General features: G+C 74.4%; 18 protein-coding genes. 7 read left to right on the forward strand and 11 right to left on the reverse strand.

Annotated elements, in window-relative coordinates; translation table 11 throughout:
- Positions 1–707: 707 nt before the first annotated feature.
- From ACFC1T_RS19550 to ureA, 4 genes are all read right to left on the reverse strand, one after another.
- Positions 708–1,307 carry a TetR/AcrR family transcriptional regulator gene (locus ACFC1T_RS19550; RefSeq protein WP_375890175.1) on the reverse strand — a complete coding sequence of 200 codons (600 nt, stop codon included), beginning with the start codon at positions 1,305–1,307 and terminating at the stop codon, positions 708–710.
- A gap of 126 nt (positions 1,308–1,433) precedes the next feature.
- Positions 1,434–2,480, reverse strand: coding sequence for an agmatine/peptidylarginine deiminase (locus ACFC1T_RS19555; RefSeq protein ID WP_375890176.1), 1,047 nt, complete (start codon positions 2,478–2,480; stop codon positions 1,434–1,436).
- Between the two features lie 31 nt (positions 2,481–2,511).
- Positions 2,512–4,233 (reverse strand): urease subunit alpha, encoded by a 1,722-nt coding sequence (locus tag ACFC1T_RS19560; RefSeq protein WP_375890177.1) that lies wholly within the window; start codon positions 4,231–4,233, stop codon positions 2,512–2,514.
- Positions 4,230–4,940, reverse strand: coding sequence for an urease subunit gamma (ureA, locus tag ACFC1T_RS19565; RefSeq protein ID WP_375890179.1), 711 nt, complete (start codon positions 4,938–4,940; stop codon positions 4,230–4,232). Before ureA ends, ACFC1T_RS19560 begins: the two co-directional genes overlap by 4 nt.
- Positions 4,941–5,481: 541 nt before the next feature.
- Between ureA and ACFC1T_RS19570 the strand changes: the two genes are divergently transcribed.
- Positions 5,482–5,997, forward strand: a complete 516-nt coding sequence (locus ACFC1T_RS19570; RefSeq protein WP_375890181.1) for an ATP-binding protein — start codon at positions 5,482–5,484, stop codon at positions 5,995–5,997.
- A gap of 378 nt (positions 5,998–6,375) precedes the next feature.
- Positions 6,376–8,652, forward strand: coding sequence for a SpoIIE family protein phosphatase (locus ACFC1T_RS19575; RefSeq protein WP_375890183.1), 2,277 nt, complete (start codon positions 6,376–6,378; stop codon positions 8,650–8,652).
- A gap of 85 nt (positions 8,653–8,737) precedes the next feature.
- On the opposite strand, the gene ACFC1T_RS19580 is transcribed toward ACFC1T_RS19575, so the two are convergent.
- From ACFC1T_RS19580 to ACFC1T_RS19600, 5 genes are all read right to left on the reverse strand, one after another.
- On the reverse strand, positions 8,738–9,853 hold the full coding sequence (locus tag ACFC1T_RS19580; RefSeq protein WP_375890185.1) for a DUF2637 domain-containing protein: 1,116 nt from the start codon (positions 9,851–9,853) through the stop codon (positions 8,738–8,740).
- 230 nt (positions 9,854–10,083) lie between these two features.
- Positions 10,084–11,052: a (2Fe-2S)-binding protein gene (locus ACFC1T_RS19585; RefSeq protein ID WP_375890186.1), complete on the reverse strand. Its 969-nt coding sequence runs from the start codon at positions 11,050–11,052 to the stop codon at positions 10,084–10,086.
- Positions 11,053–11,220: 168 nt separating this feature from the next.
- Positions 11,221–12,057 carry a hypothetical protein gene (locus ACFC1T_RS19590; RefSeq protein WP_375890188.1) on the reverse strand — a complete coding sequence of 279 codons (837 nt, stop codon included), beginning with the start codon at positions 12,055–12,057 and terminating at the stop codon, positions 11,221–11,223.
- A 248-nt stretch (positions 12,058–12,305) separates the two neighbouring features.
- On the reverse strand, positions 12,306–13,166 hold the full coding sequence (locus tag ACFC1T_RS19595) for a hypothetical protein (protein WP_375890190.1): 861 nt from the start codon (positions 13,164–13,166) through the stop codon (positions 12,306–12,308).
- A 175-nt stretch (positions 13,167–13,341) separates the two neighbouring features.
- The gene (locus ACFC1T_RS19600; protein ID WP_375890192.1) at positions 13,342–13,956 is read right to left on the reverse strand and encodes an NTP transferase domain-containing protein; all 615 of its coding nucleotides are present in this window, start codon (positions 13,954–13,956) and stop codon (positions 13,342–13,344) included.
- A gap of 141 nt (positions 13,957–14,097) precedes the next feature.
- Here ACFC1T_RS19600 and moaA point away from each other — a divergent pair, with 141 nt between their 5' ends.
- The 3 genes from moaA to ACFC1T_RS19615 all read left to right on the forward strand — a co-directional run bounded on the left by moaA (position 14,098) and on the right by ACFC1T_RS19615 (position 17,803).
- Positions 14,098–15,093 (forward strand): GTP 3',8-cyclase MoaA, encoded by a 996-nt coding sequence (gene moaA, locus ACFC1T_RS19605; RefSeq protein ID WP_375890194.1) that lies wholly within the window; start codon positions 14,098–14,100, stop codon positions 15,091–15,093.
- A 259-nt stretch (positions 15,094–15,352) separates the two neighbouring features.
- Positions 15,353–16,069 (forward strand): HNH endonuclease family protein, encoded by a 717-nt coding sequence (locus ACFC1T_RS19610; protein WP_375890289.1) that lies wholly within the window; start codon positions 15,353–15,355, stop codon positions 16,067–16,069.
- 150 nt (positions 16,070–16,219) lie between these two features.
- Positions 16,220–17,803 (forward strand): alpha/beta hydrolase, encoded by a 1,584-nt coding sequence (locus tag ACFC1T_RS19615; protein WP_375890196.1) that lies wholly within the window; start codon positions 16,220–16,222, stop codon positions 17,801–17,803.
- A 223-nt stretch (positions 17,804–18,026) separates the two neighbouring features.
- Here ACFC1T_RS19615 and ACFC1T_RS19620 read toward each other — a convergent pair whose 3' ends face one another.
- Both ACFC1T_RS19620 and ACFC1T_RS19625 read right to left on the reverse strand, forming a co-directional pair.
- Positions 18,027–20,507 (reverse strand): ArnT family glycosyltransferase, encoded by a 2,481-nt coding sequence (locus ACFC1T_RS19620; RefSeq protein ID WP_375890198.1) that lies wholly within the window; start codon positions 20,505–20,507, stop codon positions 18,027–18,029.
- Between the two features lie 169 nt (positions 20,508–20,676).
- Positions 20,677–21,798 (reverse strand): alpha/beta hydrolase, encoded by a 1,122-nt coding sequence (locus tag ACFC1T_RS19625; RefSeq protein WP_375890200.1) that lies wholly within the window; start codon positions 21,796–21,798, stop codon positions 20,677–20,679.
- 160 nt (positions 21,799–21,958) lie between these two features.
- Between ACFC1T_RS19625 and ACFC1T_RS19630 the strand changes: the two genes are divergently transcribed.
- Together ACFC1T_RS19630 and ACFC1T_RS19635 are read left to right on the forward strand one after the other, a co-directional pair.
- Positions 21,959–22,852 (forward strand): hypothetical protein, encoded by an 894-nt coding sequence (locus ACFC1T_RS19630; protein ID WP_375890201.1) that lies wholly within the window; start codon positions 21,959–21,961, stop codon positions 22,850–22,852.
- A 139-nt stretch (positions 22,853–22,991) separates the two neighbouring features.
- Positions 22,992–23,876 carry a hypothetical protein gene (locus ACFC1T_RS19635; protein ID WP_375890203.1) on the forward strand — a complete coding sequence of 295 codons (885 nt, stop codon included), beginning with the start codon at positions 22,992–22,994 and terminating at the stop codon, positions 23,874–23,876.
- Positions 23,877–23,913: the final 37 nt, after the last annotated feature.

Raw genomic sequence — 23,913 nt, forward strand, 5'->3', positions numbered from 1 at the left:
CCATTGGGCCACCCCCTTCCCGACCTGGAGCCGGCCGGGCGGGGCAGCAAGCCCCGGACACCAGAAGTCGACCCGGCCGACTTCTGGTGCACAGTCCCGGTGCGAGCGCTCGGTGCTCATCGGGGGCGTGGCACTCTCGGGCAAGCGGGTCGGGCTGAGAGAACAGGCCCCGCGTACCAGAAGTCGACCCGGCCGACTTCTGGCTCAACCGGATCTGTGTTCGCCCCCCGGTGCACCGGGTGCCGTGGTGCCGTGGCCCTCCCGCATCAGGTCGGGCGACGGCCGAGGGGCCGAGGGGCGAACGCCCTGCCGGCGGGCCGCAGCTCAGTCCTCCCCGGCCCCGGCCCCGGCCCCGGCCCTGACCCCGACCCCGGCCCCGGCCCTCCGGACACCAGAAGTCGGCTGGGCCGACTTCTGGTGCGGGAGCGGCGAGTGCGCTGGGGAAGAAATCTATAGACCGGTCGGTCCACTTCTGCGCGCGCTGCATGGGAAGTCGGCTGGGCCGACTTTTTGGTGCGGGCAGGGTGGCGGCGTGGTCGAGAAGCCCGATGAATCTGTAGATCGATCTACATATTCTCCGGGATGGCCAGCCAGTAGATCGGTCTACATATTTCCCCCGAGAGGCACGCCGCGCGCGGGGCCCGACCCCCGGCGGGCCGGGGGTGCTGCACCGGAAGAGGCGGCCAGGGCTCAGTGGCCGGGGTGCCTCAGGTGCGGAGCAGGATGGTGGCGACGGCGGTGGCCTGGGTGAGGGCGGTGGGGTGGTGGGCGCCGGGGAGGCCGATGGCGATGGGGACGGCCAGGCCGTCGAGGAGGGCGCGGAGTTGGCCGGCGCGGTCGGCGGCCGGTCCCGGGGTGAAGTGGCCGGTGCTGGTGCCCTGCTCGATGAGGGTGACCAGGTCGGCCTGCCAGGGCGCCTCGATCTCCTGCTGCCCCTGGCGGAGTTCGGCGCTGGCCGGGGAGCGGCCCCAGACTTCCACCCAGAGGATCCAGCGCGGGTCGCCGGGGCCTTCGGCCAGGTAGAGCCGCAGGTAGGCGTCGAGGCGCTGCCAGGGGTCGAGGGCCGGGTCGGTGAGGGCTGCGCGCCGGCGGGCCCCCAGTTGGTCCTCGCTCCAGCGGAGGGTTTCGAGCAGCAGCTGGTCCTTGCTGCCGAAGTAGTAGAGCAGGTGTCCGGCGCTCATCTGGAGCTGTTTGCCGAGCCCGGCCATGGTGAGTTTGGCGAGTCCGTGTTCGGCGATCGCGGCCCGGGCGGTGGCGTAGACCTCCTCGCGGGGGCGCGCCGGGCGGCGCGGGCGGGGGTCGGCCATGGTGGGGCTGCTTCCTGACGCGGGAGACGGGCGAGACGGGCGAGACGAGACGGGGAGACGGCGGCGCTGGTGGAAGTCCGAACGGTACCGGAGCGGGGGAGGCTCCCCGCTCCGGTACCCCCGGCGTCAGGCCTTGGGCTGCTGCTGGGTGATGCAGTGGATTCCGCCCCCGTTGGCGAAGATCCCGCGGGCGTCGACGAGTTCGACGGTGCGGCCGGGGTAGGCCTTGGCGAGGATGTCGGCGGCCTCCTGGTCGCGCGGGTCGTCGAAGGCGCACAGGACGACGGCGCCGTTGGCCACGTAGTGGTTGATGTAGGAGTAGTCGACCGGCTCGCCGTCCTCGTCGAACAGGACGGTGGGGGCGGGCAGTTCGATGACCTCCAGCTGTCGGCCCTGCGCGTCGGTGGCGGCGCGCAGCACGGCGACGAGCTCCTGGCAGACCTCGTGGTCGGGGTGGGCCGGGTCGGGCTGGACGTGGGCGACGACGACGCCGGGGCGGACGAAGGAGGCGACGATGTCGATGTGGCCGCGGGTGCCGAACTCGTCGTAGTCGCGGGTGAGTCCGCGGGGCAGCCAGATGGCCTTGGTGGTGCCGAGGTGGGCGTGCAGTTCGGCCTCGACGTCCTCCTTGGTCCAGTCGGCGTTGCGGCCCTCGCCGAGCTGGACGGTCTCGGTGACGAGGACGGTGCCCTCGCCGTCGACGTGGATGCCGCCGCCTTCGTTGATCAGCCGGGAGGCGAAGCGCTGGACGCCGGTGAGTTCGCTGATGTGCTCGGCGACGTGCTGGTCCTTGTCCCAGCGGGCCCAGGACTGGGCGCCCCAGCCGTTGAAGATCCAGTCGGTGGCGGCCAGCGAGCCCTTGCCGTCGATCACGAACGAGGGGCCGATGTCGCGCATCCAGGCGTCGTCGAGCGGGCGTTCGACGATCTCGACGGCCTCGGAGACGTACCGGCGGGCGTCGGCGGTCTCGCCGGTGTTGACGATCAGCGTGAGCGGCTCGTACCGGACGATGGTGTCGGCGACGGCGGCCCAGGCCTCACGGCCGGCGTGCAGCTGCTCGGGGGTCTCGAAGGTGGGGTTGGTGGTGGGGAAGGCCATCCAGGTGCGCTCGTGGGGGTGCCACTCGGCGGGCATCCGGTAGCCGAGGGAGGCGGGCGTGGGGGTGGTCATCATCGGGTCCTTGAGGAAGAAGTGAGCAACGGGGTCAGAGGAAGTAGAGGCGGCTGAGCGAGACGCTGTCCGCGGGTTCGGAGCGCAGGGGTGCGCCGTCGAGCGAGACCAGTCCGGTCTCGGTGACCTCGACGTGGCCGGTGCGGGCGTTGCGGACGAGGTCGCGCGGTCCGATGCCGCGGGTGCCGCGGACGCCGACCCGGCGGCGGCGGGTGGGGAGTCCGTCGGCGGCTCGGTGGGGGTGGGCGCCGTCGGCGGCGGCCTGGGCGACGAAGGCCACCGAGAGGTCGGCGGCGGTGGCGCCGTGGGCGCCGAACTGGGGCCCCAGGACGAGGGGTTCGCAGCGGTCGGTGGCGGCGTTGGGGTCGCCGGTGACGCCGTACGCGGGGAAGCCGGCCTTGAGGACGAGTTGCGGTTTGGCGCCGAAGTGGTCGGGGCGCCAGAGCACGATGTCGGCGAGCTTGCCGATCTCGATCGAGCCGACCTCGTGGGCGAGTCCGTGGGCGATGGCGGGGTTGACGGTGAGCTTGGCGATGTAGCGCAGCACGCGCTCGTTGTCGTCGCCGCTCGCGCTGGTCCCGTACGAGCCGTTGCCGTCCATCGGTCCGCGTTCGGCCTTCATCTTGCCGGCCATCGCGAAGGTGCGGCGCACGGTCTCGCCGGCGCGGCCCATGCCCTGGGCGTCGGAGGAGGTGATGCCGATGACGCCGAGGTCGTGCAGCACGTCCTCGGCGCCCATGGTGCCGGCCCGGATGCGGTCGCGGGCCATGGCGGCGTCGCCGGGCAGGTCGGTCTTGAGGTCGTGGGCGGAGACGATCATGCCGAAGTGTTCGCCGAGGGCGTCCCGGCCGAAGGGCAGGGTGGGGTTGGTGGAGGAGCCGATGACGTTCGGCACGCCGGCCAGCTTGAGCACGTTGGGGACGTGTCCGCCGCCGCAGCCCTCGATGTGGAAGGCGTGGACGGTCCGGCCCTCCAGCACCCGCAGGGTGTCCTCGACCGCCAGGCACTCGTTCAACCCGTCGGTGTGCAGGGCGACTTGGACGTCGTACTGTTCGGCGACGCGCAGCGCGGTGTCCAGTGCGCGGGTGTGGGCGCCCATGTCCTCGTGCACCTTGAAGCCGCAGGCGCCGCCCTCGGCCAGCGCCTCCACCAGCGGCGCCTCGTCGGAGGACGAACCGCGGCCCAGGAAGCCGATGTTGACGGGCCAGGCGTCGAAGGCGTTGAAGGCGTGGCGCAGCGCCCAGGGCGAGTTGACGCCGACGCCCCAGACCGGGCCGAACTCCTGGCCGATGATCGTGGTGACGCCGGAGGCCAGCGAGGCCTCCATGATCCGCGGCGAGAGCAGGTGGACGTGGGTGTCGACGGCGCCGGCGGTGGCGATCAGGCCTTCGCCGGAGACGATGGTGGTGCCGGTGCCGACGACCACCTCGACGCCGTCCAGGGTGTCCGGGTTGCCGGCCCGTCCGATCGAGGCGATCCGGCCGCCGATCAGGCCGATGGACGTCTTGCGGATGCCCTGGATCGCGTCGATCACCAGGACGTTGCTGATCACGACGTCGCAGGTGTCGCGGACGGCGGCGGGCTTGAGGTGGAGGCCGTCGCGGGCGGTCTTGCCGAAGCCGGCCAGGAATTCGTCGCCGGGGGCCTGGGAGTCGGATTCGACGCGGACGATCAGTCCGCTGTCGCCGAGCCGGATCCGGTCGCCGGCCCGGGGGCCGTGCACGGAGATGTAGTCGTGGGCGGTGAGGGAGCTCACGAGGGCACCTCCTGGTCGTCGAAGTCGGTCAGGTAGCCGGTGGCGCGGGCTTTGGCGAGGGCGGCGTCCTTGGCGCCGGGGGCGTCCAGGGGGCCGTCGACGAGTCCGGCGAAGCCGATCGCGACGCGTGCGCCGCCGATCGGGACGAGGCCGACCTCGACGGTGGCGCCGGGGTCGAAGCGCACCGAGGAGCCGGCCGGGACGGCCAGGTGGGTGCCGTAGGCGGCGGCCCGGTCGAAGGCCAGGCGCGGGTTGGCCTCGAAGAAGTGGAAGTGGGAGGTGACCGAGATCGGCACCCGGGAGGTGTTGTGGACGGGGATGAGCAGGGTCTCCTCGACCGGGTCGTAGCCGGCGCCGTCGCCGGGCAGCGCGCCGCCGGGGGCCTCGTCGCCGAGGGAGCCGGCGCCCCGGAAGGGGTCGTCGACGACGGCGAGCCGGGTGCCGTCCTCGAAGACGGCCTCGACCTGGACGACGGTGACCACGTCGGGCACTCCGGGCAGGACGTCGGCGGCGCTGAGGACCGAGCGGCCGGCCTCGACGGCCTCGGCGAGGCGGTGGCCGTCGCGGGCGGCTTCGCAGACGGTGTCGGCGATCAGGGCGGTCGCCTCGGGGATGTTGAGGCGCACGCCCCGGGCGCGGCGGGCGCGGGCCAGTTCGGCTGCTGTGAAGATCAGCAGCCGGTCCCGCTCGGTGGGGGTCAGTCGCACGGTTCCTCGCTCGCGGTCGCCGGGGAGGGGTGGGTTCGGGGGCCCTGGGCTTCCGGATGATGTTAGAACGGCGTTCAAACATCTCGGTTCATTGAACCCGCACCAGGGCTCTGTGTCCAGCGTTGCCGCTCCCGGAGCCTTCGGCCCCTCGGGCGGGCGGCGGGACGGGCGCTGGGGTGAGCGGCGGGACGGGCGACGGGGCGGGTGGCGAGGGCGAGCGGGCCTGCTCGCCGGGCGGCGCACGGCGGTGGTGCGGGTGGGGGCGCGCGGCCCCGCGCGCGGTCCGTACGGGCGCCGGGTGTGCGCGGGATCGGGTGGGGGCGGTCTCGAAAACAGCCTCTGCGCTTCGCAAACCTGTCCGGCGCGGGCAGTTGGATCACGTGAACCTCCCCGTGCCCCTTTCACCCCACGTGATCGGACGCACACTGTTGCAAACGCCGTCAACTGGGCATGAGGATGGTGGTTCAGTACGAGGGGGCCACCCGGCCGGCGGGGGATCCGGAGGCGGGGGCCCGGATTTTGAGGGCGGGGGCATCTGTTGATGGACGGTCAGTCGCGATTCCCGCGGCAGCGGACGAGTTCGGGCGACGCCTACCGGTCCGGGCCGGTCCAGGGCCCGGTCGTCGGCGCCGGAACGGCCCTGCCGGGTGCGTCGGCCCCGGGGTGCGCGCTGCACCGCCGGCTGCACCTGACGCTCGAACCGGCCGACCTGGTCGGGGTGGGCGCGGTGCGGCACCGGCTGCGTACGGCGCTGAGCCACTGGGGGGTGCCGGAGCTGTCCGACACCGCCGAGCTGCTCTCCTCCGAGCTGGTCACCAACGCGTTGCAGCACACCGGCAAGGGCGCGGTCTTCGACGCGGTGCTCGGTACGGACAGCCGGCTGCGGGTCGAGGTGCAGGACGGCGCGAGCCGGCTGCCCGGGCGGCGGCGCGAGCCGGACGCCGAGTACGCGACCTCGGGGCGCGGGCTGCTGCTGGTGGAGGCACTGGCGGACTCCTGGGGCGTGCAGCTGCGCGGCGACGGCAAGGTCACCTGGTTCGAGCTCGCGATGCCGTAACCCGCCGAAGTCCGCCGACGTCCGGCGGGGCCCGCCAACGTCCGCCGAAGCCCGCCCATGTCCGCCAACGTCCACCGAAGCCCGTCGGCGAACCCGAACGCGACACCCGTACGATTGTTCGTCTCCGATTGATCCGTTCCCGAAGCAAGCCCTGAACACAAGGCGGAGCGCAAGATTTCCGGCCCGTTGCCATTGCCGCTCGGCCGAACATTGGACAGGATGGTGGGAATGTGTGTCCACGTGCGGGAAGCAGCGGGGAGACCGAACCTCGACTGACCACCGCCCGTCGGCACCGCCCGATCCAGCACGACCCATCACACCGCCACGCGGCCCGTCCGGACGGTCGGCGCGGTCCGCCACGGCAGCGGCAGGAGCAGCATGCCCACTGAGCCCGAGTCGCCGGGGCCGACGCTTCCTCCCGGCGTGTCCGCCGCGGAGCGGCACCTGCCCGCCGCGGAGCCGCACCCGCCCGCTCCCCGCACGCCCGCGCAGGCCACCCGCCGCAACTCCGTCCGCACGCCGCCGGTGCTCGCCTCCGGGCGGCTGGCGCCCGTGCTGTCCGGCGGCCTGCCGCCCTCCTCCGCCGACTCCATGCCGGACTGGCTGGAGCCCGCGATGGCCGCCAACGGCATCGGCTCCTTCGACTGGGACATCCGCCGCGACGTCCTGGAGGGTGACCAGCGGGCCTGCGCCATCATCGGACTGGACTCCGTCGAGCGGGACCGCTTCGACCGCACCGCCGCCTCCTTCCTGTCCCTGCTGCACCCCGAGGACGCGCCGGTGGTGCGCCGCCGGGTCGAGCGCGCGGTGGCCGAGCTGGGCCAGTGCGGCGCCTACTACCGCACCGTCGGGCCGAACGGCACGATGCGCGCGGTGCGCTTCCGCGGCCGGGTGCTGGCGGACGCCTTCGGCCGGGCCTCCCGGATGGTGGGCTTCGTCTGGGACGCCACCGTCGAGCTGCACAAGCGCGACCACGCCGACCGGATGGCCCTGCTGCGCGAGGAGCGCTCCCGGTTCATCAAGGAGGCCGCGCGCGCCCTCTCCGAGGCGGTCACCGTGCGTGACGTGGCCCGGGTGTTCACCGAGCTGCCGCTGCCCGGACTACCGCCGGACGGTCTGGTGCTGGCCTCCTTCGAGGCCGGCCGGGCCCGGATCCTCGGCGCCTCCGGCTACCGTTCGCAGGCCCTCGCCGTCTGGGACCGCGCGGTGCTGCCCGCCGGCCACCCGGCCGCCGAGGCGCTCAGGCACCGCACCCCGGTCTTCATCTCCAGCCGGGAGGACTTCCGGGACCGCCACCCCGACGTGTGGGAGCAGACCAGCCGCACCGGCCGCGGCTCCTGGGCGTACCTGCCGCTGGTGGCCAGCGGCCGGGCGATCGGCGTCTGCGTGGTCAGCTTCGACGACGAGCGCGAGCTGGACGCGGACGAGCGCACCCTGCTGTCCACCCTGGGCGGGCTGGTGGCCCAGTCGCTGGCCCGGGCCCGGCTGCACGACGCCGAGCACGAGCTGGCGGCCGGCCTGCAGCGGGTGATGCTGCCCCGCACCGTCCCGTCCGTGCCCGGGGTGACCACCGCGGTGCGCTACCTGGCGGCCGGCTCCGGGCTGCAGATCGGCGGCGACTGGTACGACGTGGTGCCGCTGCCCGGCGGGCACGTCGGCCTGGTGATCGGCGACGTCCAGGGCCACGACGTGCACGCGGCCGGGATCATGGGTCAGCTGCGGATCGCGCTGCGCGCCTACGCCGCGGAGGGCCACCCGCCCGCCGCGGTGATGGCCCGCGCCTCCCGCTTCCTCGCGGACCTGGACACCGACCACTTCGCGACCTGCACCTACGCCGAGGTCAACGTGGACTACGGCGTGGTCTACGCCGTCCGGGCCGGCCACCTGGACCCGGTGGTGCGCCGCGCGGACGGCACCGCCGCCGTCCTGCCGGTGGCCGGCGGGCTGCCGCTGGGCATCGACCCGGACCAGGAGTACCGGGTGACGAGGTTCAGCCTGGACCCGGGCGAGACGGTGCTGCTCTGCACGGACGGCCTGGTCGAGGCCCGCGGTACGGACCTGGACGAGGGCATCGGCCGGCTCACCCGGACCATGGCCCGGCCGCTGCCGGTGGCCGGCGAGGCGGCCCGCGACCCGCTGGAGGAGCTGGCCGACCGGATCACCTCCCAGGCCGCCGACTCCAGCGAGCGCGAGGACGACATAGCGCTCCTGCTGCTGCGCTGGGACGGTCCGGAGGGCGGCCTGGCCGCCCAGCAGCTGCGCCGCCGGATCGGCCAGGCGGACCTGGCCAGGGTCGCCGAGGTGCGCGCCGAGCTGCGGGACGCGCTGCGCCGCTGGGGCGTCGCCGAGTTCATCGACACCGCCGAGCTGCTCTCCTCCGAGCTGGTCACCAACGCGATCCGGCACACCGACCGGGACGCCATGTTCACCGCCCGGCTCTACCGGGAGACGGTCTCGGACGGCGGCCGGGCCCGGCTGCGGGTCGAGGTGGAGGACGAGTCGGACCTCTGGCCGACCCGCCGGACCCCGGGGGAGCAGGCCTCCTCCGGGCGCGGGCTGATGCTGGTCGAGGCGCTGGCGGACGCCTGGGGCGTGGAGCCGCGCGGGTCCGGCAAGCGGATGTGGTTCGAGCTCAGCGGGACGAGCGCGGCCTGACGGTTTCCCGCCCCCGCCCCCGCCCCCTGGGGCCCGGGTGACGCGGGGCCCCAGGGGAACGGTCGGGCCGGGGCCCGGTGACGGGTCAGCCGAACTGCTGCTCCAGGTCCTTCAGTTTGCGCTCCAGCGAGTCCAGCCGGGGGAGCGTGACGGTGTCCTCGTCGGCGGTGAGGTCGATGGTGCGCCGCTCCGGACGGGCCGGCAGGCCCGGCTGGGCGACGGTGCCCTCGGCGGCCTCGACCTCGCGCGCGCGCGTCCTGGCCCCGCGCGCGCCCGACCCGGCCTCCCGGGCGCCCGCCCCGGCGGAGCCGAGGGCCCCGGCCTCCCGGGCGCCCGCCGGGAGCTCCGCCCCGGGCCCGCCGGCTATCGCGGACTCCGGGCCGGCCGACTCCAACTGCCGTGCGGCGCCGCCGCGTCCGCGCCAGTGGCCGCTGCTGCGGTTGATCGCCCGGATCTCGGCCCGTTCTCGGCGCCCGGCGAGCTTGCGGCGCTCCTTCTCCATGGCGCGCTCGCGCTTCTCGTCGCGGACCTCGTCCACCGCCTCGTCCAGGCTGCGGACACCCTCCAGCAGCATCAGCGACCAGGCCGCGTAGGTCTCGCGCGGGGCGCGCAGCCAGCGGACGATGCGGATCTGCGGCAGCGGACGGGGCACCAGGCCCTGTTCGCGCAGCGCGGCCCGGCGGGTCTGCTTGAGCGCGCGGTCGAACAGGATCGCGGCGGACAGCGACATGCCGGAGAAGAACTGCGGGGCGCCGGCGTGGCCGAAGCCGCGCGGGGCGTGCACCCAGTTGAACCAGGCCGAGGCGCCGGCGAAGAGCCAGACCAGCAGCCGGGAGCCGAGCGCCGCGTCGCCGTGGCTGGCCTCGCGGACGGCGAGCACCGAGCAGAACATCGCGGCGCCGTCCAGGCCGAACGGGACGAGGTACTCCCAGCCGCCGGACAGGCCGAGGTTCTGCACGCCGAAGCCGACCAGGCCGTGGAAGGAGAGCGCGGCCGCGACACCGGCGCAGCAGAACAGCAGCGTGTAGGAGGCCGCGCCGTACAGGGATTCCTTGTTGCGGCGCCGTTCCTCGGAACGCTCCCAGGAATCCGCGCCGGCGGCGGATCCCCGGCTTCGGGCCAGGGCCACCAGGAGGGCGCTGACCAGCAGCCCCACGACCCCGGTGACGGCCCAGCCGAGCGGTATGTCGGACAATTTCATTGCCGGAACCAGCCTCGCTTTCTGCGTCGCGTTCCTGCGCCGGTCGCTGCGTTCCAGCAGCGCGGCGGGGACCATCATGACGGATGCCCGGCGGGCGAAAGGCGGATTCGCCGTCAATGCGCTGAGGAGAGGGATTTCTGACCCGTCGCCAATCACATGGTCATATGAATTCGGCGCTGGACATTCCCGGAATCACGGGCTTTTCGAATCCCGGGTCGTACGGATTTCCGTCAACGTCGCGTGACGCGGGGGCAGCCGTTGCACATTTCTGCGGATTCCACGGTGTAGACGAGGCAACAGCTGGCCCGAGCCCGGTCCGTACCCGAAGCACCGCCGCACCCGGGCGCCGGGGGTGCGAAACCGGCGCCCGGAGTGAAGGGGGCCGGGGCGGGAGCGGGGCCCCGGCCCGCGCCGGGCGTGCGCGCCGGTCCGGAGGAGGATGGCCCGGAGGAGGGCTCCCCGGGCTCCCCGGGTGCCAGCAGGGCGGACAGCTCGTCGCGGGCCCGTTCCTGCTCCCCGAGCAGCCCGCCCGCGTACCAGAGCCCCTCCACCACCGCGTCGGTGGCCATCGCCCACAGCACCCGCGGCCCGCGCCGCGCCTCCGGTCCGAAGGCGGCGAGCACCGGGGTCAGGAACTCGGCCAGGGCGCGCCGCAGTTCGGCCGCGAGCGCGTCCTCGTCCGGCACCGTGCGGGCCCCGGCCGTGCGGGCCGCGGGGTCGTCCGGCAGGCAGACGAAGGCCTCCGGGCGCACCGTCAGCTCCATCGAGGCCGGGGCGCGGTGCACCGAGACGTCGCCGGGGCCGAGCAGCGGGACGCGCCGCTCCAGGAACCACGGCACGGTGAACAGCAGCGAGACCGGCCAGACGAAGCGGTGCAGCCCGAAGCCGGCCGCCACGTCCGGGCGCAGCGGCCGCCCGTAGCGGGTCAGGCCCTGCCGGGCGTCGTGGGCGACCAGTTCGCGCAGTGCCGCCGGGTCGGTGGTGAGGGAGGCGACCGGCAGCCAGCCGTCGCCGTGCCGGGGTGGGGCGCAGCGCAGGTCCAGCATCGGGGCCAGCGCGGTCAGCCGGTGGTACGAGGGGGCGCAGGGGGTGGGGGTGTCCGGTGCGTGGGCGGGGTCGTGCGCCTGGGCGTGGTCGTGTGCCCGGGTGGTGCGGGGGGCGCGCGGCGCGGGGCCGGGCCGGGTGCTGCTCGCGGTCATGGGCGGGCCCCATCGGGTCGACCGGGGCCGCCGGTGGACCGCCCGGCAGGGCCGGTCGCGGACGGTCCGCCGCGGCCGGGCCCGGCCGGTCCGGGGCGTGGCGGTGCCCGGGGAACAGCAAGGCGACCTGTCCGGGGCGCTGCTCACCCCGGACAGGTTAGGCTCACCTTAGCTGATAGTTCCCCGGGTCTCGCTGGTGATGCGTCCGTCCGGGGGAGGCCCCGGCGCACGTCCGAGCTGGCGTGCGAGCCAGACCGGCACCCCGCCCAGGGCGTGCACCAGGCGGGTGGCCTCGGCGCGCAGCCGCACCGCCTCGGCGGGTTCGGACACCTCGGCGAGCGCGGCGAGCGCCGGCGCCACCCCCACCGTGAAGCCGAGTTGCTCGCGCAGCCGCAGTGAGGCGTCGAAGCCCTCCCGGGCGTTGCCGCGGTCGCCGCGGGAGAGCGCGAGCGCGCCCAGGTGCCGCCAGGTGTAGGAGCGGAGCAGTTCGTCCCCGCGTTCCCCGGCGCCCTCGTGCGCCCGGCGGTAGGCGATCCAGGCGGCGCTGCGGTCGCCGAGCAGGTTCTCGGCGACCAGTCCGCGCCGGAAGTCCAGCAGGGGCCGGCCCGGCGCGTCCGGCGGCAGCAGCGCCGAGGTGCGGCCGAGGGCGGCCTGGGCCTCGTCGAGGCGGTCGCGCGGGCCGAGCACGCTGGCCAGGTAGGCGAGGAAGCCGCGGGCGCAGCCGGCGGCCGCGCGCTGCTCGGTGCCCTCCGCCAGGGCCTCGGCCAGCCGTAACGCCTGTTCCGCCTGGGTCCAGTGCGCGGCGGTGAACAGGCATTTCTCGATGAGGAGTTCGGCCCGTGCGAGGGCCGCGGCCGGGTCGTGTTCGGCGGCGGGTCGCAGTAGTTCGGCGGCCTCCTGCCAGCACCCCCGGGATCGCAGCCGCCACACGGTGTCGCCCGGTTCCTCCGCTGCCGCCCGCCCCCGTTCGTCCGGGCCGCTCGGGCTCCATCCGTGCTCCGACAACGCCACCTCCTTGTGTGCGCCATCCAGCAAGGGCGCGGACCTGCCTGGGAGCCCTGCCGTCACGGCCCGTTCGCATGGCGGCGGCAGGGTGAACGGCACGGCGAAAGGCCCGCGCTGTGGCGGCAATTCAACACGGGGGTGAGCTTGTGCACCAGATCACGAGCGGAGGTTGTTGCTTTTGTCGGGGAGATGATCTAGTGGGGCGTGCGGCGCCGGGCACCGGGGTGTCGGGGCAGGGGCGGGTCGGGTCAGGAGGTCCAGCCGGTCTCCATCAGGGCCTCGGCGGCGCCGTTGGCGGGTTGGGGCACGCCGGCCAGGTCGAGGCTGAACAGGGCGACCAGCAGTTGTTCGCCGCGCACGGTGGCCTGGTGGGAGTAGCCGGCCAGGGTGAACATGGCGGCGGCCATCTCCTCGGCGTGCAGGGTCTGCAGCCACAGGCACTCGACCGACTTCACGTCGGCGGGCTCGGTCCAGGTGTCGACCTGGGCGACCATCCGGCCGCCCAGCAGGGTGACCCCGTCGCGTTCCTGGGCCTCGGTCAGCTCCAGGTCGTCGAAGCCGAGCCACTCCAGGTAGCGGGCGGCGGTGAACACCGCGTCCTGGGAGGTGCGCACCGGGTGGGGGCGGAACGGGGCGCGGTGGCGGAACGGCCTGGGGCGTCCGGCGGGGCCGCCGCCCTGCGCGGGCGGGGCGGGCACCGGGGCGTTCACCGGGTGCGCCGGGTAGGGGCGGGCGCTCTGCGGGCCGGGGGCGGCGAGCGGGCCGGCGGTGCCGCCGCCCAGCCGGGTGGTGCGGTCCACCGGGAGGCGGACGGTGGCGCCGCAGTTGCAGGTGAACTCGGGCTGCGGCCACTGGTCGGAGCGGCCGCAGTGCGGGCAGCGCATGCTCAGCCAGGAGTCCTCCCAGGAGCGGAACCGCACCTGGACCGGCACCCCGCCGCGCAGCAGCGGGACCTTCAGCGAGGCGCCGCACGGACACGGCAGCGACGGCGGCTCGTACAGGTGCTCGCGGCGGCAGGCGGGGCAGCGGATCGCCCGGGCGCCACCGCCCGCCCCCGGCCCCGACCGCGCGGGGTCGTGTCCGGTGAAGTCGTCGGGCAGTCCTGCCATCGCGGGCTCCGTCCGTCGGTGTCGGGTCGGGGTGGTTGGTTCCCATGCTCCCCGAAACGTCCGGCTTCGGGCGCGGAATGGGGCAATCCTCAGGGACGGATCAGGGACGGATCAGGGGCCGGTCGCCGGTACGGGCGAGGCCAGGCCCCTCCGCGGGGAGGATGCGCGGCCGGCGTCAGCGGGGTGGTCGGTCGACGGACCAGCGGGCCAGGTCGGCGGGGGTGTCCAGGTCGTCGGGGACGGCGACGTCCGCGCACTCGACCAGGACGAGTTCCCCGGCGTGCGCCGCCAGCAGGGCGCGGGCCCCGGCGTCCCCGGACGCGCCCTCGGCGGCCTCGGCGAAGTGCCGCGCGCCGATCAGCACCGGGTGTCCGCGCCGTCCGCCGTACGCCGCGGCGGCCAGGTCGGCGCCGGCCCGGTGCGCGGCCAGCAGCCGGGCGACCGCGGCCGGGGTGACGCCGGGGGTGTCCACCAGCATCACCAGCACCGCCGGGGCCCGCGGCGGCAGTGCGGCCAGTCCGGCCCGCAGCGAGGAGCCCATGCCCTCGGCCCAGTCCGGGTTGGCGACCAGCCGGCAGCCCGGCAGGTGCGCGGTGGAGCGCACCCGCTCGCGGTCCGCGCCCAGCACCACGGTGACGTCGGGGCAGCCGCCGGCCCGGACGGTGGCCACCGCGTGCTCCACCAGCGGCCGGCCCGCGTACCGGATCAGCGCCTTGGGCCGCCCGCCGAGCCGGCGTCCGCCCCCGGCGGCGAGGACGAGGGCCGGGACGGCGGGCGGTGTGGTCTGCATGCGCCCAGCCTGCCCGGTCGGGGCCCGGTCGCGCAGCCGTTCGGCGCTTGTACGAATCCACAAGGCGAAGGCGCAGGTCGCGGGCGGTCCCCGGCGGTTCGGCCGCTGGTCCTGCGGCCCGCTTGCCCCTGTACTGGGGCGATGAACACCGCACCGCGCCCGCTGGTGGACCGCTTCGGACGGGTCCACACCGATCTGCGGGTCTCCCTGACCGATCGCTGCAACCTGCGCTGCACGTACTGCATGCCGGCCGAGGGGCTGGACTGGCTGCCCCGGGCGGACACGCTCGGGGACGACGAGGTGGTGCGGCTGGTGCGGATCGCGGCGCAGCGCCTGGGGGTGCGCTCGGTGCGGCTGACCGGCGGGGAGCCGCTGCTGCGGCGGGGGCTGCCGGGCCTGGTCGGGCGGCTGGCCGCGCTGGGCGTGGAGCTGTCGCTGACCACCAACGGGATCGGTCTGGCCCGGACCGCGGTCGCGCTGCGGGAGGCCGGGCTGGGGCGGGTGAACGTCAGCCTGGACACGCTGCGCGCGGACCGGTTCGCGGAGCTCACCCGGCGGGACCGGATCGCCGACGTGTTCGCGGGCCTGGCGGCGGCGAAGGCGGCCGGGCTGGACCCGGTGAAGGTCAACGCCGTGCCGGTGCGCGGCGTGAACGACGACGAGATACCGGAGTTGGCGGCCTTCGCCGTCGAACACGGCTACCGGATGCGCTTCATCGAGTCCATGCCCCTGGACGCGCAGGGGAGTTGGGACCGCGCCGCGATGGTGACGGCCGAGGAGGTGCTGGCCCGGCTCGGCGATCGCTTCGACCTGGTGCCGGTCGGGCGCAGCGGCAACGCCCCGGCGGAGGAGTGGCGGGTCGCCGGGACGGACACGGTGATCGGGGTGATCGCCTCCGTCACCAGGCCGTTCTGCGGGGGCTGCGACCGGGTCCGGCTGACGGCCGACGGGCAGTTGCGCAACTGCCTGTTCGCGACCGAGGAGTCGGACCTGCGCGCGCTGCTGCGCGGGGGCGCGGACGACGGGCGGATCGAGGAGGCCTGGCGGGCCTCGGTGACGGGCAAGGGGCCCGGACACGCCATCGGCAGCGCCGGGTTCGTCCGGCCGGACCGGCCGATGTCGGCGATCGGGGGCTGAACTCCCGGGCGCGGACGGGGATGGGGGCGGGGACGCGGGCGGGGACGGGGGCGGGGACGGTGACGGGGACCCGGATGGGGCCCGGGCGGCCGGAGTCGACGGAGTGTGAGCTTCGACATGCTCCTGGGCTCCCCGTGGCGTCGGCTTGACCTTCTCTTGGGGTGGCTGGTCTGCTGGTTCGCCGTCAACCCGCCCCTGATCCCGGGAGTTCTCCGTGCCCGCCCGCCGTACCTGGCTGTCCGCCGCCACCGTGTTCCTGATATGCCTGCTCGCCCTGGTCGGCTGGCTGGTCGAGGGCCGCGGCGGGAAGTCGCCGGGCGGGTCCGGACCGTCCGCCGTCGGCACCGGCACCAGCCCGCTGCAGAACCCGGACGGCACCAAGCCCGGCCTGGCGCCGCTGACCACCCCGGAGGAGCAGAAGGCGGGCCGGGAGCTGATCGCCAAGGTGGCCACCGCCCGTACCGGCCCCAAGGACGGCTACGACCGCAACGAGTTCGGCCCCGCCTGGACGGACAGCGTCGAGGGCGTCCCGTACGGCGGCAACAAGTGCGACACCCGCAACGACCTGCTGGCCCGCGACGGCAGCGGTGTCGAGCGCAAGGACGGCTCGGACTGCGTGGTCACCGCGATGACCATCCACGACCCGTACACCGGCCGGACCGTCGAGTGGACCAAGCAGCAGGCGTCGAAGATCCAGATCGACCACGTGATGCCGCTGTCCTACGACTGGCAGATGGGCGCCGCCAAGTGGGACAAGGCCAAGCGGGTCCGGATCGCCAACGACCCGCTCAACCTGATCCCCGCCGACGGCTCGCAGAACGCCTCCAAGGGCGACTCCGGCCCGGCCGACTGGCTGCCCGCCAACGCCGAGATCCGCTGCTCGTACGCGGTGCGCTTCGCCCAGGTCTCGCTCAAGTACCAGCTGCCGGTCACCGAGGCGGACAAGAAGGCGATGCTCCAGCAGTGCGGCGGGTGAGGAAACGATCCTCCTTCGCCGGTCGTACCTCGCGGTCGCGCAGCGGCGCGCCGGCGCGGCGGCGCTAAGGAAGTGCCAAGGAGGCGGCCGGGGGCAGCGGGCGAGATGCCCCGGCGGTGCCCCGGATGGTATTCGTGGGCGGTGCCCCCGATGACCCCCCGCCTGCGGCGACGCGCCCTGCCCGCCCTCGCCGCACTGCTCCTCGCCCTGGCCGCCGGCTGCTCCGGCCCCGGCGGCGCACGCCCCGCGGCCGCGCCGACCAGTCGCCCGCCGCTCGCCGAGCGGGCGCCCACCAGCGCCTCCCCGGCCCTGCAGGCGTACTACGACCAGCGGCTCGCCTGGGCACCCTGCGACGGCGCGGGCGGCGACGCGGGCGCCGACGGCGCGGAGGCGGCCGCAACCGCCGTCCAGTGCGCCACCCTCAAGGCCCCGCTGGACTACGCCGACCCCGGCGGCCGCAGCATCGACGTCGCCGTCGCCCGGGTGCCCGCCGCCGACCCCGCCCACCGGATCGGCGCCCTGCTGGTCAACCCCGGCGGGCCCGGCAACTCCGGTGCCAACATGGCCCGGGGCTGGAAGGACGGCCAGGGCCCGATGCGCGACCGCTTCGACGTGGTCGGCTTCGACCCGCGCGGCTCCGGCGCCACCCTGCCGATCGACTGCCTGGACGACCGCACCCGCGAGCAGTCGATGCGCACCGACGACCCGGCCTACGACCGCGGCCGGGTCCTCGCCGACGCCTGCCGGGCCAAGTACGCCGACATCCTGCCGTTCCTCGGCACCCGCAACAGCGCCCGCGACATGGACGTGCTGCGCAGCGCCCTCGGCGAGCGCAAGCTCGACTTCCTCGGCCTCTCCTACGGCACCTACCTCGGCGTCCTCTACGCCGAGGAGTTCCCCGACCGCACCGGTCGGCTCGTCCTCGACGGCGCCGTCGAACGCAGCACCGACCTGATGCACCTCGACGTCGAACAGGCCGCCGCCACCGAGGCCGGCTTCCGCGCCTTCGCCACCGCCTGCACCGCCGAGGGCGCCGACTGCCCGCTCGGCACCGACCCGGCCGCCGCCCCCGGGCGGCTCGCCGACTTCCTCGACGGCCTCAAGGACCACCCGCTGCCCACCCACGACGGCCGCACCGTCACCGCCTCCCTCGGCTGGGGCGTCGTCATCGACACCCTCGCCGACGGCCACGGCAGCTGGTCCCGGCTGCGCTCCGCCCTCGACCCCGCGCTCACCCGCGGCGAGGGCGACGAACTGCTCCGGTTCTCCGACGGCAACGCCGGCCGCGACGACGACGGCCACTACGAGAACTCCGCGGACGCCTTCGCAGCCATCCACTGCGCCGACGCCCCGCTCGCCCCCAGCGACGCCGACCTGCGCACCTCCCTCGCCGACCTCGCCGCCCGGGCCCCGCTCACCAGCCGCCACGACACCCGGATCGCCCTGCTCGAACCCGACTGCCGCCCCTGGCCGTACCGCTCCACCGAGCGGCCGCACACCGTGACGGCGCCCGGCAGCGCCCCGATCCTGGTGATCGGCGGGACGGAGGACCCGATCACCCCCTACGTGTGGGCGCAGCGGATGGCGGCCGGGTTGCAGCACGGCGTGCTGCTCACCCGCGACGGCGACGGGCACATGTCCTGGTACCACAGCTCCTGCGCGCGCGACGCCGCCGAGGCCTACCTGGTGGACGGGGTGCTGCCGGCCGCTGGGGCGCGCTGCGGCTCCGACTGACGGGGCGTCGGGCCGGGCCCGTGGGGGGCCCGTGGGGGGCCCGTGGGGGGCCCGTGGGACGGGCCCGTGAGAGGGACCCGTGAGAGGGGCAGGCGAAGGTGCAGGCGAAAGGGGCATGCGAAAGGGGCATGCGAAAGGGGGCGTACCGCGCGAACGCGGCACGCCCCCTGGGGAGTTCGGGCTCCGGGCCAGGGTTCCCGGAGCCCGGGTCGGACCGACCGGATCAGGCCTTCGGGGCCGTCAGGTCGTAGAAGGTGGTGCCGCCGACCGTCTTGGCGGTGAAGTGGCTGGTCACCCAGGCCTCGATCTGCGCCGACTCGGTCTGCTGGTCGCCCTCGGCGCCCTCGCCGCCCGCCCCGCCGGCGCCGCCGAAGCCGCGGTGCGAGCCGCCGCCGATGAACCAGTGCACCTTGCCCTCCTGGACGTACTTCTGGAAGCCCGCCAGGCTGAGCGAGGGGTCCGTGCCGTTGAAGCCGCCGAGCGCCATCACCGGCTTGCCGGTGGCGAGTTGGTAGCTCGCGGCGTTCTGCGAACCGGTGGTGGCGGCCGCCCAGGTGTACTGGCCGGAGTCCTGCGAGAGCAGGGACTTCGCCTCGTCGCTCACCTTGGTGCCGCCGAGCAGGCCGCCCATGCCGCCGCCTGTGCCGCCGCCGAAGCCGCCGGGGCCGCCCGCGCCCTCGGGGTCCTGGCCGCCGCCGGGGAACCCGGGGAAGCCGGGCGTACCGGAGGCGCCACCGGAGCCGGTGGACCCGCCCGCGCCGCGCTCGTGGCGGCCGCCGGGGGCGGTGCCGTCGGCGCCCCGGCCGGAGCCGCCGTTGAAGCCGCCCTGACCGCCCTGGCCACCCTGGCCGTTCTGACCGCCCGGGAAGCCGTGGCCGCCCTGGCCACCCCGTCCGCCGAAGCCGCCCTGACCGCCCTGACCACCTTGGCCGGCCTGGCCGCCCTGACCCTGGCCGCCCTGGCCGCCGCCGAAGCCGCCGGGGAAGCCCCGGCCGCCCTTGCCGCCCTTGCCGAAGGAGCCCGGCCCGAAGCCCGCGCCCTTCACGGACGGACCGGCCGTGATGATCGAGCCGTTGTGCGCGGTGCCCACGGTGTCCACCGCGTACGCGGCCGGACCGCCGAGCGCCGCCGCCAGGCCCACCAGGCCCGCCACCGAGGCGATCCGCGCGCCCGTCCGTCCGGAGACCCGGCCCGCCACCTGCCCGGCGACCAGCGCCCCCGCGGCCGCCAGTCCGCCGACCAGCACCGCCCAGCGCAGCCAGGGCAGGAAGTCGGAGCTGCGCCCGAGCAGGACGAACGCCCACCCGGCCGTCACCGCGAGCACGCCGGCCAGCAGCAGCGCGTACGGCAGCCGGTGCCGGGCCCGCCACAGGCCGTCCACGCCCATGCCGAACAGCGCCGCGACGGCCGGGGCCAGCGCCACCGTGTAGTACTGGTGGAAGATCCCGGACATGAAGCTGAAGATCAGCGCGGTGGAGACCAGCCAGCCGCCCCAGACCAGGAAGGCCGCGCGGGCCGTGTCCGGACGGGCGTAGCGGCGGGTCGCCCACAGGCCGACCACGAGCAGGATCAGCGCCGCCGGCAGCAGCCAGGCGATCTGCCCGCCGATGTCGCTGCCGAACAGCCGGGTGATGCCGGTCTGGCCCCAGCCCCGGTTGTGCCCGGCGCCGCCCGGCAGGTCGAGCCCGGCGGGCATCCGGCCGCCGCCGCCCACGCTGCCGCGCTCGTTGCCGTCGACCCGGCCGAGGCCGTTGTAGCCGAAGGTCAGCGACAGGAAGTCGTTGTCCTGCGAGCCGCCGACGTACGGGCGGGCCGAGGCGGGCAGCAGCTCCACGACCGCCACCCACCAGCCGCCGGCGACCACCACGGCCACGCCCGCGAGCAGGGTCTGCCGCAGCCGCCGCCAGAAGCCGGTGGGCGCCACGACCAGGTAGATCACCGCGAACGCGGGCAGGATCAGGAAGGCCGCCAGCGTCTTGGTGAGGAAGGCGAAGCCGAACATCGCGCCGGTGAACAGCAGCCAGCGGGTGCTCGCCGTCTCGACCGCCCGCACCATCCCGTACGCGGCCAGGGTCAGCAGCAGCACCAGCAGCGCGTCCGGGTTGTTGAAGCGGAACATCAGCGCCGCGACCGGGGTGAGCGCCAGCGCGGCGCCCGCCAGCAGGCCGCCGAGCGGGGAGAAGCGGCGGCGCACCGTCGCGTACAGCGCGCCCACGGTGGCGGCGCCCATCAGCGCCTGCGGGGCCAGGATCGACCAGGAGGAGAGGCCGAACAGCCGCACCGACAGCGCCATCGGCCACAGGGACGCCGGGGGCTTGTCGACGGTGATGAAGTTGCCGGCGTCGGAGGAGCCGAAGAAGAAGGCCTTCCAGCTCTGGCTTCCGGCCTGCACGGCCGCCGAGTAGAAGGCGTTGGCCCAGCCGGAGGCGCCCAGGCCCCACAGGTAGAGCACGACCGTCGCGGCCATCAGCGCCAGCAGGGCCGGGCGCACCCAGCGCGGGTCGTCCGCGCGCCCGCGCCAGGCGCGGGCCGGGAGGGTGCGCAGCCGTCCGGACCAGGAGGCCGGGCCCTTGGGGCCGGTCGTCGGCAGGGGCTGCTCGGGGAAGAGCGGCGCCGGGTCCGGCCGCGGCGCCTCCGGTGGCGGGTAGTTCGCGGCCTCGGGCCACGGATCGCCGGCCGGAGGGGAGTAGCTGCTCGTGGTCATGCGCCATACCGTGCGTGGCGTGGCTGAGAGAACCGTGAGATACGGCTGTGAGGCGGGTGTGATCTGCCCGGTTTCACCCGTGCGGCGGCGGGCTTAGGGGGCTCTCGTCCGGTCGGGCTCGGGCGGTCGGGCCGCTCGTCCCGTCGGGCCGCTGGTTCCGTCGGGCCGCTCAGGCGGCGGCAGGCATGGTGATGTGCTTGCCCAGCCACTCCAGGGCCGGGGGGATCTCCCGGGTCCAGGTGTGGAAGTTGTGGCCGGCGGTGTCCAGGGTGATCGTGGACATCTTGGTGGGCGCCTTGAAGGCGGCGACCATGGCCTTGGTGTCGTCGTAGTTGTTCTCGTCGTTCGCGGTGGTCAGCAGCAGCGAGACCGGGGCGGCCGGCTGGTTCTTGAGCCGCCACAGCAGGTCGTTCTCCTGCTTGAGCTTGTCGTTGCCGCCGAACAGGTCGCCGGTGGTCGGGTCGTGGGCGGCGCTGTAGTAGCCGGAGAGCGCGACCGCGGCCGGGTAGGAGTCGGGCTTGCGCAGGGCGAACTTGAGCGCGCAGTAGCCGCCGGTGGAGTTGCCGATCACGGCCCGGTTGGAGGGGTCGGTGCCGATCCGGTAGGTGGTGGCGAGGGCCTTGGGCAGGTCGCTGGTGAAGAAGGTCTCGACCTGGGGGCCGTTCGGCACGTCGACGCACTCGGTGTCCCGGTTGTCGACGAGGGTGGGGCGGGTCATCACCAGGATGGTCGGCGGCAGCTTCTTCTGCTCGATGGCGTCGAGGGTGGACGCCGGGTACTGCATCAGCGAGATCAGCTTCTCCGGGGTGCCCGGGTAGCCGGTCAGCACCACGGCCATCGGGAAGCGCTGCTTGGCGAAGCCCGGCTGGAAGTACTGCGGCGGCAGGTAGACGTACGCCTCGGTGCTCAGGCCGGTGCCGGCCCCTTTGACGTCGACCTTCTGGATCATCCCGGAGCGGTCCGGCTCCGAACCCTGGGACGAGTAGAACTTCTGCTCGCCGGTGACGGACACCCCGGAGGCGTTCGGCTGGTGGTCGACCACCGTGCCGAGGCCGCCGCTGGTGCCGAGCAGGTCGGTCCAGGAGCTGTAGAAGCCGAAGTAGCTGTTGGCGATCAGGCCCATCGCGGCCAGCACCGACAGCTGGGTGGCCAGGAAGGCGCCGATCCGGCCCAGCCAGGACTTCCAGCCCTTGCCGCCGAACTTGGGCCAGAACCACATGGTGGCGGCGAAGACGACGATCGCGATGACCGACGTGATGACCTGGAGGGGGAGTCCGGTGAGGCTGAGCACGTGCCCGATCGTAGTTGACCCCGGCGTCGACCCCGCCGGGCGGGGCGGGACGGCCCCCGCGGGTGGTCGCCGGAAACGGATTGACCGGGGTGGTTCGTACTCGGGACCATGTCGCGGGGTGTGCGCGCGGTGCGCGTGCCGGGTGACATGGGGTGGGGTCATGAAGTCCATCGGCAAGGCCGGCCTGGCCATCGGTTCGGCGCTGCTGCTCGCGGCGTGCTCGGGCGGAACGACGGCGGGCAGGCCCGGGCCCGGGGCCACGACGAGCGCGGTGGCGTTCGGCCCGGTGCTCAGCAAGAACATCGAGCCGGTCGACAACGCGCTCGCCCGGATCCCCGGGGCCAAGAACCTGAGCGACCTCGAGGCCGTGATGAGCGCCCTCAGCACCGCCGCGCACGACGCCTCCAGGGCGCTGAACGTGGCGGACGCCCCCGCCGCGGTCACCGGGGACCGGCACGACCTGGCGAACGCGCTGAGCGTGCTCCAGTCCGACGCGACGGATGTCCGTCTCGGCATCAAGTCCCGGAACGTCTGCGCACTGGACTCGGCCGAGGCCCAGCTGGGCGCGGGCGAGGGCTTGAAGTCCGTACCGGCGGTCCTGGCGAAACTGACGGCGGCCGGCTACGCGGCGAACCTCACCGTCCCCCAGCTGCCCAAGCAGCAGTCCCGCTCGCTGGACAACGGCACGATGATCAGCAAGGGGAAGCTGCACGGCTACGGCGAGTTCAAGGTCGACAACGGCAGCAAGGCGGACGCGGTCGTCTCGCTCGTGCTGGGCGGCAAGGCGGTGCACTCGATGTTCGTGGCCAAGGGACAGAAGGCCGCCGTCCAGGGCGTGGAGGACGGGACGTACGACGTCTACGTCTCCCAAGGGGCGGACTGGGACTCCGCGGCCAAGTCCTTCACCCGGAGCTGCGCGTTCACCAAGTTCGAGGACACCTTCCCGTACGAGACCGGCCGCACCTCGACGTCCTGGTCGATCACCCTCCAGCCGGTGGTCGACGGCAACGCCGAGACCAACGACGTGGACCCGAACTCCTTCCCGCAGCTGTAGCGCCCGGCCGGGCGGCCCTTCCGGCGGCTGTCCGAAACCGCTTGACCGGGACGGTTCGTGCTCGGCAGCATGTGGCCCGTCTGTGCACGGAGTGTGCGCACGGTGTCATCGGGGTGGGGTTGTGACGTTATCGGGGTCCGTGGGCAGGTCCGGTCTGGTCGTCGGCGCGGTGCTGCTGTTGGCGGCGTGCTCGGGCGGTGGCGGGGGTGGTACGGCGGCGCCGAGTGCCACGCCGACGCCGTACGGTTCGGTGCTCGATCAGGCGCTGGCGCCGATCAACACCGGCCTGGGGAAGGCGGCCGCGGCCACGACCAAGCCCGATCTCGACTCCGCGCTCGGCACCGTCGAGTCCAACGCCGGCCGTGCTGTCCGGAGTCTGAACGCCGCCGGCACGCCGGGTGAGGCCGAGGCGGCGCGCACCGAGTTGGTGAACGGCCTGACCGCGCTCTCCGCCGAGTCGTCGGCTCTGCGGTCCGATCTGGTGAAGCGGAAGCTCTGCACGGTCGGGGCCGCCCAGGCGCGACTCGGCGGCGGCCAGGGGCTGTCCGGTGTCTCGGCGGCCCTGGCCAAGCTGACGGCCGCCGGCTACCGGACCGCCCTGACCGTCCCGGAGTTCCCCAAGCCGCCGGCGAAGCCGCGGACCCTGGAGAACGGCACGATGGTCCGGGAGGGCGCGAAGGACGGCAGCGGCTCGGTCGAGCTCAACAACGACAGTCCGGACGACGCCGTCTTCACGCTCGCCGTGAACGGCAAGTCGGTGGCCTCGGTGTTCGCGGCGAAGGGGCGGCGGACCGGCATCGAGGGCGTCGAGGCCGGCTCGTACGACTTCTACCTGACCACCGGGGTGGACTGGGACTCCGAGGCGAAGCAGTTCACGCAGGACTGCGATTTCATCAAGTACCAGGACCAGTACACCTTCAAGCCGGCCGGGACGAAGTGGAAGGTCGATCTCGGGCCGGGGGACGGGAGCCAGGGCTACGCCAAGGTCCAGGGGCAGACGGTGAACTCCGCGCCGCAGCCGTGACCTTCGCCGACTCGTCCCGTAACGGGCATACCAGGAC

This window comes from Kitasatospora sp. NPDC056076 (assembly GCF_042266305.1).
Classification (GTDB): Bacteria; Actinomycetota; Actinomycetes; order Streptomycetales; family Streptomycetaceae; genus Kitasatospora.

Excerpts from the sequence above, each read along its gene's own strand:
- ACFC1T_RS19570 (WP_375890181.1), top strand. The coding sequence starts at position 5,482 with ATGGACGGTCAGTCGCGATTCCCGCGGCAGCGGACGAGTTCGGGCGAC.
- ACFC1T_RS19600 (WP_375890192.1), bottom strand. The coding sequence starts at position 13,956 with ATGCAGACCACACCGCCCGCCGTCCCGGCCCTCGTCCTCGCCGCCGGG.
- ACFC1T_RS19575 (WP_375890183.1), top strand. The coding sequence starts at position 6,376 with ATGCCCACTGAGCCCGAGTCGCCGGGGCCGACGCTTCCTCCCGGCGTG.
- ACFC1T_RS19555 (WP_375890176.1), bottom strand. The coding sequence starts at position 2,480 with ATGATGACCACCCCCACGCCCGCCTCCCTCGGCTACCGGATGCCCGCC.
- ACFC1T_RS19630 (WP_375890201.1), top strand. The coding sequence starts at position 21,959 with ATGAAGTCCATCGGCAAGGCCGGCCTGGCCATCGGTTCGGCGCTGCTG.
- moaA (WP_375890194.1), top strand. The coding sequence starts at position 14,098 with ATGAACACCGCACCGCGCCCGCTGGTGGACCGCTTCGGACGGGTCCAC.
- ACFC1T_RS19585 (WP_375890186.1), bottom strand. The coding sequence starts at position 11,052 with ATGACCGCGAGCAGCACCCGGCCCGGCCCCGCGCCGCGCGCCCCCCGC.
- ACFC1T_RS19580 (WP_375890185.1), bottom strand. The coding sequence starts at position 9,853 with ATGAAATTGTCCGACATACCGCTCGGCTGGGCCGTCACCGGGGTCGTG.
- ACFC1T_RS19620 (WP_375890198.1), bottom strand. The coding sequence starts at position 20,507 with ATGACCACGAGCAGCTACTCCCCTCCGGCCGGCGATCCGTGGCCCGAG.
- ACFC1T_RS19595 (WP_375890190.1), bottom strand. The coding sequence starts at position 13,166 with ATGGCAGGACTGCCCGACGACTTCACCGGACACGACCCCGCGCGGTCG.
- ACFC1T_RS19550 (WP_375890175.1), bottom strand. The coding sequence starts at position 1,307 with ATGGCCGACCCCCGCCCGCGCCGCCCGGCGCGCCCCCGCGAGGAGGTC.
- ACFC1T_RS19615 (WP_375890196.1), top strand. The coding sequence starts at position 16,220 with ATGACCCCCCGCCTGCGGCGACGCGCCCTGCCCGCCCTCGCCGCACTG.